Here is a 6,433-nt window from a genome sequence, read left to right as displayed (position 1 = left end):
CTCAAGCCCCTGGTCCGGGGCGTTCCGGCGGTGCGATCGCGGCGAGGTCCCCGGCGGCGGCGTCCAGCCAAACTCCACGGCGACAAGGCCTACCACTCCCGGGACCAGCGCCGCTGGCTGCGCGAACGCGGCATCGGCGTGCGCCTGGCCCGTCCCGGCATCGAGTCCTCCCAACGTCTGGGACGCCACCGGTACAAGGTCGAACGCTCCATCGCCTGGCTGGGCTCCTACCGCAGGCTGAACGTGCGCTGGGAGCGCAAGGCCTCCACCTTCCTGGCCATGCTCGGCATCGCCTGCATCCTCATCTGCTACAAGCACCTGGCCAAGCATGCCGATGGCTTTTGAGATGAGCTCTAAGCTGGCCGGGTGATCCCTTTCCGTGATCCCGCGGCCGACGCGGTCTTTCGCCGCGTCCGCGCCGACAACGCCCTGGAGGTCACCGTCGAGCGGCTGATGTGCGCCATCAGGCTCGGTGTCGTCCCGCCGGGCGGCCGCTTCCCGGCCGAGCGCGACCTCTCCTCCCGGCTCGGCGTCAGCCGCGTCACCCTGCGCGAGGCGATCCGCGTCCTGCGCGAGCGCGGCCACGTGCGGTCCCGGCGCGGGCGCGGTGGCGGCACCTTCGTCGCGGCCCTCCCCCCGAGACCCACGCCCGACGAGGCTCGGCGCGGGCTCGGCGCGCACGGCACCGCCCTGGAGGACCTGCTCGCTTTCCGCCGCACGCTGGAGACGGGTGCCGTGGTCCGGCTGGCCGAGACCGGGCTCAGTGTGGACCAGCACGACCTCCTGGACCGGCGGGTGGGGGTGGCCGCCGGCGCCGGGCCCGCCGACTACCGGCGCTGCGACACCGTCTTCCACATCACCCTGGCCCAGCTGACCGGCTCGGAGTGGGCGGCCGCCGCCCTCACGGACGCGCGGATGCGCATCAACCAGCTCATGGACGCGGCACCGCCGTCCGAGGGCGGACTGGCGGCCAGTGACGGCGAGCACCGGCGGATCGTCGGTGCGGTGCGGGCGCGCGACCCCGAGGCGGCGCGGCTGGCCCTGGGCGGGCACCTGGCCCGGGTGGAACGGCGGCTACGGGAGCTGTTCACCTGAGCGCGCGGGGCCCGCGCGGGGCGCCGGTGTGACCGGGTGCGATCACTGTCTCACCATGCGGGACGATCGCGCGCCGCGAGGAGGCTCCGTATGTCCGATCAGACAAACAGCCCTCGGCGTCGATGGCCGAGTGGACAATTCTGCCTGGTCAAGAACTCGACCAGGTCTCGACCGGGTGTTGTTTCGCACACAGGGCATTGTGGTCCGGGCTACCAACCGTGATGATCGCCCTGTTCTTCGTCATCAGCGCTTAGCGGCCGAACGTCGCCGTTCTTCAGGGAAAGGAGGAGACGGTTGAATCCCGACTCCTTGGTCGGACCGATCGTGACCTTCGTGATCTATCTCGGCCTCATGGTCGCGATGGCTGTGTACTTCTACAGCCGCACGCAGTCGCAGTCCGACTTCGTCCTGGGCGGCCGCAAACTCGGCAGTCTGGTCACCGCCCTCAGCGCCAACGCCAGTGACTTCAGCGGCTGGCTCCTGATGGGCCTGCCCGGTGCCATCTACATGTCCGGTCTCGGGGAGGCCTGGATCGCCGTCGGACTCGCCTCCGGCTTCCTCGGCAGCTGGATTCTCATCGCACCGCGCCTGCGGGTGTACACCGAACGCGTCACCGACTCCCGGCACGGGGGCGAGTCGGACTCGCTCACCCTCTCCTCCTTCCTGGAGAACCGGTTCAACGACCGCACGCGCCTCCTGCGCGCGGTCTCGGCGATCGTCATCATCGTCTTCTACTTCTTCTACGTCGCCTCCGGCATGACCGCGATGATGTCGCTGTTCGACCAGGTCTTCGGGCTCAATCCGGAGCTGGCCGTGCTCATCGGCCTCGGCATCGTGGTCGCCTACACGGTCATCGGCGGCTATCTCGCGGTCTCCGTGACGGACGTGGTGCAGGCGATGATGATGTGGCTGGCCCTGCTCATCGTTCCCGTCGTCGCCATCAGCGTCGTGGGCGGCCTCGGCGGGGTCGTCGACGGCGTCAACGCCAAGGGCGAGAACCTGATGTCGGCCTTCGGCGGCTCGTCCCTGGCCGACGGCGCCTGGGTCTCCGCGGAGACGCTCGGCTGGGTCGTCATCGCCTCCGGTCTGGCCTGGGGCTTCGGCTACTTCGGCCAGCCGCACATCCTCTCCCGCTACATGGGCATCCGCTCCCTCCGGGACATTCCGAAGGCCGCGACCATCAGCGTTTCCTGGGCGGTCACCGCCATGGCGCTCGCGCTGATCGTCGGATTCGTCGGCATCGCCTACTTCGACACGCCGCTGGACGACCCCGAACAGGTCTTCCCCCGCCTCATCGACGCCCTGATGAACCCGTGGGTCGCGGGCTTCCTGCTGGCCGCGATCCTGGCGGCGGTCATGAGCACCGCCGACTCCCAGCTGTTGGTGGCCTCCTCCGCCATCACCGAGGACGTCTACCGCGCCTACTTCAACAAGGACGCCAGCCCCAAGCTGCTCATGTGGCTCAGCCGCCTGGCCGTCGTGGTGGTGGCCGTGGTCGCGGCGCTGGTCGCCCTCTATGGAGACCAGTCCGTCATGGGCCTGGTCGGCTACGCCTGGGCGGGCTTCGGGGCGGGCTTCGGTCCGGTGCTGCTCTTCGCCCTGTTCTGGCGCCGGATGACCTGGGCGGGCGCTCTGGCGGGCATGGTCGTCGGTGCCACGGTCGCCATCGTCTGGGAGTCCCTGGGCGAGTGGTTCTCCGGCACCGCGGTGTACGCCGTCATGGCCGCCCCCTCGGACGCGGTGCTCATGAACGCGTTCGGCGACTTCGTGGTGGGTTTCGTCGGCATCTACGCGATGGTCCCCGCCGTCCTCCTGAGCGTGCTGTGCATCCTGGCCTTCAACGGTCTGGGCAGGGTCAGCAAGCACATGGAGGAGGACTTCGACCGCATGCGTGACGAGGTCAGGGCCGGCGGCCGGGACGAGGAGCCGCAGACCGTCTCCTGACACCCCTCCCACGGGACCCGCGGCGTTCCCCGGAACGGGCCGCGGGTCCCGTAACGAAAGGCTTCCGTGCCCGTGTCACGTTCGGCACGGGCACGCTCGCGCTCTGGCGCGGCACCGCCCAGAACGGTAGAACGGTCACATGTCGTCACTGACGGAACACCCGGCCGCCTGGACCCGCACCGACGTCCCCCGGGGGCTGGGGGTGGGAGCCGTGCTGCCCGACCCCGACGGTCACCGGCTGGAGGCCGGGGAGACCGTGGTGGAGGGGGAGGAGCGCTTCTTCGTGCGCTTCACCGTTCGCACGGACCTGGCGTGGACGACGCGCGAGGTCCGCGCCGAGGTGCTCTCCGCCTCCGGCCCCCGGGCGGTCACGCTCCGGGCCAGGGAAGGCCGCTGGAGCGACGGGGACGGCCGACCCCTCCCCGAGCTCGTGGGCTGCCTGGACGCCGACGTCGCCGCCACCCCGCTCACGAACACGCTGCCCATCCGGCGCCTGGGCCTGCGGCCGGGGGAGCACCGCGACATCACGGTCGCGTGGATCGACGTCCCCTCCCTGCGGGTCCGCCGTGTCCGTCAGCGCTACACCCGCCACCCGGCGGAGGACGGGCTGGAGCGGTACACCTACCGCGACCCCCTCCACGGGGAGTACCGGCTGTCCGTGGACGGCGACGGGGTCGTGGTCGACTACGAGCGGTTCGCCGAGCGCCTGCGCGCGTAGGCCTGACCACGTGGTGAAGCGCTCCGTGCCACGGGTGATAATCGGTGGACCACGCACCAGAGGCAGGGAGCTCCCGTGACCGAGACCGAGCTGGACGAACAGCGCCGTGAGATCATCCGCGACCTGGGGGTCCCCGAGCACCTCGACGTCGACGCAGAGATCGAGCGCCGCGTGGCCTTCCTCGCGGAGCGGCTCACCACGAACGGTTCCCGGGCCCTGGTCCTCGGGATCAGCGGGGGCGTGGACTCGCTCACCGCCGGGCGCCTGTGCCGCCTGGCCGTCGACCGGGCCCGCGAGAGCGGGCACGAGGCCGAGTACGTGGCCGTCCGCCTGCCCTACGGGACCCAGGCCGACGAGGAGGACGCGACCCGGGCCGTGGAGTTCGGAGCGCCGGACCGCTGCCTGACCGTGGACGTGCGTCCGGCCACGGACGCCATGGCGGCCTCCCTCACCCGGGCCGGGGTGACCCACGAACACGCCTTCGCCGAGGACTTCGTCGTCGGCAACGTCAAGGCGCGACAGCGGATGATCGCCCAGTACGCGATCGCGGGGGCCGCGCGCGGCCTGGTGGTCGGCACCGACCACGCCGCCGAGGCGGTCACCGGCTTCTTCACCAAGTACGGTGACGGCGGGGTCGACCTGGTCCCCCTCGCCGGTCTGACCAAGCGCCGGGTACGCGCCGTGGCCGCCAGGCTGGGTGCCCCGAAGGACCTGGTCGAGAAGGTGCCCACCGCGGACCTGGAGACGCTCACCCCGCAAAAGCCCGACGAGGAGGCGCTCGGGCTGACCTACGATCAGATCGACGACTTCCTCGAGGGCCTGCCGGTCGCGGACGATGTGGTCCGCGCGCTCGTGGAACGCTACGGTGTGACCGCCCACAAGCGGGCTGTGCCCACCGCTCCCTGACCCCTCGCGGCCCACCGCTCCCACCGGATTCGGGCCGGTCATCCCCTCCGGTGACGCGAACACCCCCGCGCCCCAAGGGAACCAGAGGACACGGTAGTGCTGGCACCACCCCAGAGGGGTGGGCTGGCCGCCGGGGGAGAGGGTGCCCAGCGCCCTCGCGGCCCCCCGCGCCCCGAACCTAGGGTCGATACCAGCGATGCGCCACCACGTGCCCGACCGCGCGCTCGGCTGCGGGCACCCGTGGTGAGGGCGCGCGTCGGCCCGAGCCGGTCCCGTCGGGGCCGCGCGGACCGGATGGCGCGCGCGGGCACGGAAGGCGTGCACGGCCCCCGGACTCCGGGAAAGACCAAGGAGCGACAATCCATGACCCTGATCGCCGATCCCGCGAACGCGGGCGGGGACCGGACCCCGGCCCCCTCCGCGGCTCCGGCGGCGGGCATGCCCCGTCCCAGAGGACGTGACCGCTTCCTCGACGCCCTGCGCCTGTTCGTGATGGTCCTGGTGGTCGTCCAGCACTGGTGGCTGCCGGTGCTGACCGTGCAGTCCGAGGGGGACCTCGCGGCGACCAGCGTCCTGAGCACGCCGGGAGGGTTCGCGCTCACCTGGGTCTCCCAGGTCATGCCGCTGATCTTCTTCGTGGGCGGCGCGGCCAACCTGATCAGCTGGCGTTCGGCCCGGGGAAGGGGGGAGTCGGCCCCGGTCTGGTGGGCCAAGCGGCTGCGGCGACTGGCCTGGCCGGTGGTGCCCCTCGCGGTGGTGTGGATTCTCGCCTCGCACCTGGCGGTGCTGGGCGGAGCCCCCCAACAGCCGGTCCTGGTCGGCGCGGGCGCCGCGGGCATGGTGCTGTGGTTCCTGGCCGTGTACGTGCTGGTGGTGGTGGCGACCCCCGTCCTGGTCGCCGCCCAGGAGCGGTTCGGCTGGTGGGTCCCGGCGGCCCTGCTCCTCGGTGCCGTGGTCGTGGACCTGAGCCGGTTCGGTTTCGGGGTCGAGGCCTTCGGCTTCCTGAACGTGGCCTTCGTCTGGCTGGCCGTGCACCAGCTCGGGTTCCGATACGCGACGGCATCGATCCGCCGCCCGCACGCGGTGTGGATGACCGGGGTCGGCGCCGTCACCGCCGTGGTCCTGGTGTACGTGGGCCCCTACTCGCTGAACATGACGGGTGTGTTCGCCGCCGAGACCTCGAACGTGGCCCCGCCGACCCTGGTGCTGGCCGCGCTGGGCGCCGTGCAGGTCGGTGTGGCGATGCTCCTGCGGGACCGGATCTCCGCGTGGTCGGACCGGACCGGCCCGGCGCGGATGCTGGACCGCGTGTCGCCCCAGTTGATGACGGTGTACCTGTGGCACATGCTGCCGATCTCGGTGGTCGCGGGGGCGGTCGTGTACGGGCTGGGGATCGACACCCCCGAACCGATGACCGGCCTGTGGCTGCTGTGGGGCGTGCTCGGGGTGGCGGTCCTGCTGCCGCTCCTGCTGCCGTTGGCCCACTGGGCGGTGCGTTTCGAGGAGCCACCCAAGGTCCTGCGGGGCGACCCGGGCCTGGTCCGCGTCCTGGTCGCGGCGGCGCTGATCGGCGGCGGGCTGCTGGCCCTGACCGTGGCCGGTCTGGGCTTCGGCCTCGCCCCGGTGCTGGGCCTGGTCGCCGTCGTGTCGGGTCTGCTGCTGACCGCCGCCCCGCGTTCGCGCCCGGTCGCCGGGTCAACGGGGGCACAGCTTTTGCCCAGTTTCCTGGTCCGACCCGGTGGCCGGGACGGTTACCTCGGGTAGACCGGT

The 6,433-nt window shown here is 71.7% G+C and carries 6 protein-coding genes; all 6 read left to right on the top strand.

The genetic code is table 11. The features are described from left to right. Window positions 1–345: transposase (locus tag ABZ635_RS14010; protein ID WP_357763987.1), on the top strand; the 345-nt coding region annotated here is incomplete at its 5' end. Between the two features lie 21 nt (window positions 346–366). Beyond that, window positions 367–1,095 (top strand): FCD domain-containing protein, encoded by a 729-nt coding sequence (locus ABZ635_RS14005; RefSeq protein ID WP_357763984.1) that lies wholly within the window; start codon window positions 367–369, stop codon window positions 1,093–1,095. A 294-nt stretch (window positions 1,096–1,389) separates the two neighbouring features. Then, window positions 1,390–3,039, top strand: coding sequence for a sodium/proline symporter PutP (gene putP, locus ABZ635_RS14000; RefSeq protein ID WP_357763981.1), 1,650 nt, complete (start codon window positions 1,390–1,392; stop codon window positions 3,037–3,039). 139 nt (window positions 3,040–3,178) lie between these two features. After that, a complete protein-coding gene (locus ABZ635_RS13995; RefSeq protein WP_357763978.1) occupies window positions 3,179–3,757 on the top strand; it encodes a putative glycolipid-binding domain-containing protein in 579 nt (192 codons plus the stop codon). A gap of 75 nt (window positions 3,758–3,832) precedes the next feature. After that, on the top strand, window positions 3,833–4,663 hold the full coding sequence (gene nadE / locus ABZ635_RS13990; RefSeq protein ID WP_357763975.1) for an ammonia-dependent NAD(+) synthetase: 831 nt from the start codon (window positions 3,833–3,835) through the stop codon (window positions 4,661–4,663). Window positions 4,664–5,026: 363 nt separating this feature from the next. Continuing rightward, window positions 5,027–6,427 carry an acyltransferase gene (locus tag ABZ635_RS13985; RefSeq protein ID WP_357763972.1) on the top strand — a complete coding sequence of 467 codons (1,401 nt, stop codon included), beginning with the start codon at window positions 5,027–5,029 and terminating at the stop codon, window positions 6,425–6,427. Window positions 6,428–6,433 lie beyond the last annotated feature (6 nt).

The organism is Nocardiopsis sp. NPDC007018, assembly GCF_040635075.1.
Lineage (GTDB): Bacteria > Actinomycetota > Actinomycetes > Streptosporangiales > Streptosporangiaceae > Nocardiopsis.
The sequence above is the reverse complement of the archived record's forward strand: the minus strand, read 5'-3'. Positions and strand labels throughout refer to the sequence as shown.

Excerpts from the sequence above, each read along its gene's own strand:
- ABZ635_RS13995 (WP_357763978.1), top strand. The coding sequence starts at position 3,179 with ATGTCGTCACTGACGGAACACCCGGCCGCCTGGACCCGCACCGACGTC.
- ABZ635_RS13985 (WP_357763972.1), top strand. The coding sequence starts at position 5,027 with ATGACCCTGATCGCCGATCCCGCGAACGCGGGCGGGGACCGGACCCCG.